Below are 1,419 nucleotides of genomic sequence, written 5' to 3'. Positions count from 1 at the left end.
GCCCTGCAGACCGAGTCTTTCGACTGGCTGCTCGGCAACGAGAAGTGGAAGGCCCGGGTAGAGGCGGCTCGCCAGGCCGGGCGCAAGGACGTCCCGACCCAGTCGGGCCTCGAAGAGATCTTCGAAGAGATCAGTCCCATCGAGGACTTCTCGGGGACCATGTCCTTGTCGTTCCGCGACCACCGGTTCGAGCCGCCCAAGTACTCCGTAGACGAGTGCAAAGACAAGGACATGACCTTCTCCGCCCCGATGTTCGTGACGGCGGAGTTCATCAATAACACCACCGGTGAGATCAAGAGCCAGACGGTGTTCATGGGCGACTTCCCGCTCATGACCCCGAAGGGCACCTTCATCATCAACGGCACCGAGCGTGTCGTGGTCTCGCAGCTGGTCCGTTCGCCCGGCGTCTACTTCGAACGCAATGTCGACAAGACCTCGGACAAGGACCTCTACGGCTGCAAGGTGATCCCCTCGCGGGGCGCCTGGCTGGAGTTCGAGATCGACAAGCGCGACAGCGTCGGTGTGCGCATCGACCGTAAGCGCAAGCAGGCCGTCACCGTGCTGCTCAAGGCACTGGGCTGGACCAACGAGAAGATTCTCGAGCGGTTCGGCCAGTACGAGTCGATGCGGGCCACCCTGGAGAAGGACCACACGGCCGGCCAGGACGACGCCCTGCTCGACATCTACCGCAAGCTGCGGCCCGGTGAGCCGCCCACCAGGGAGTCGGCGCAGACCCTGCTGGAGAACCTCTACTTCAACCCCAAGCGGTACGACCTGGCCAAGGTGGGCCGCTACAAGATCAACAAGAAGCTCGGCGTCGACGCCGAGATCACGCACGGCACCCTGACCGAGGACGACATCGTCTCGATGATCGAATACCTGGTGCGGCTGCACGCCGGCGAGACGTCGATGGGCTCGACGGGTGAGGTCGTCGTGGACGTCGACGACATCGACCACTTCGGCAACCGCCGCCTGCGCAGCGTCGGCGAGCTCATCCAGAACCAGGTCCGGCTGGGCCTGGCCAGGATGGAGCGCGTCGTGCGCGAGCGGATGACGACGCAGGACGTCGAGGCGATCACGCCGCAGACCCTGATCAACATCCGCCCGGTCGTGGCGTCGATCAAGGAGTTCTTCGGCACCTCGCAGCTGTCGCAGTTCATGGACCAGACCAACCCGCTGGCCGGCCTGACGCACAAGCGGAGGCTGAACGCGCTCGGCCCCGGCGGCCTGTCCCGTGAGCGGGCGGGCATGGAGGTGCGCGACGTGCACCCGTCCCACTACGGCCGGATGTGCCCGATCGAGACCCCCGAAGGCCCCAACATCGGCCTGATCGGATCGCTGGCCTCCTACGGGCGGATCAACGCCTTCGGCTTCGTCGAGACGCCCTACCGCAAGGTCGTCGACGGCAAGGTGACCGAC

1 pseudogene is annotated in these 1,419 nt (G+C 65.3%); it reads left to right on the top strand.

What is annotated here, in order from left to right:
* Positions 1-1,419: pseudogene (locus ABFX54_RS56305) on the top strand (DNA-directed RNA polymerase subunit beta); the annotation flags it as partial.

Source organism: Nonomuraea maheshkhaliensis (genome assembly GCF_039529435.1).
In the GTDB taxonomy this organism is placed as follows: domain Bacteria; phylum Actinomycetota; class Actinomycetes; order Streptosporangiales; family Streptosporangiaceae; genus Nonomuraea; species Nonomuraea maheshkhaliensis.
This window is presented reverse-complemented; position numbering and strand designations above follow the sequence as displayed.